Source organism: Lysinibacillus sp. GbtcB16, from assembly GCF_019091145.1.
Taxonomy (GTDB): Bacteria; Bacillota; Bacilli; order Bacillales_A; family Planococcaceae; genus Lysinibacillus; species Lysinibacillus fusiformis.
In genome coordinates this window covers 1-325 of the sequence record NZ_JAGXJV010000220.1, presented here as the reverse complement: position 1 = coordinate 325, position 325 = coordinate 1, and the positions used below count along the sequence as shown (strand labels likewise).

1 protein-coding gene is annotated in these 325 nt (G+C 28.3%); it reads left to right on the top strand.

Annotation, left to right across the window (positions count from 1 at the left end):
• Window positions 1-325, top strand: a 325-nt coding sequence (locus tag KVT27_RS24080) for a hypothetical protein (RefSeq protein WP_217582121.1), incomplete at both ends; no start/stop codon positions are given.

Here is a 325-nt window from a genome sequence, read left to right as displayed (position 1 = left end):
CCCAATTTGTTTGAAGTGTATTCTTTAGCAATAATAAAATCTCCTATTTACGAAGTAGAAATTTCAGGTCAAGAGTTTTTAAATAGATTTTCAAATATAAATGATATAAACGAATATACAATTAAAGATAGTATAGTACGAATTCACACTTATGATGCGGATGCTCATATTTTTTCTTCAGACCTTTTAACCAATGCACCAACAACTATCCGAATAGGCCTAATTCTACAAGAGTTTTTGTTTGTTGTAATGTCACTGATTATCGTCTTTTTCAATAGAATCCTAAGAATCATAAAAAACTTCTTAGTTATAATTTTTGACTTGG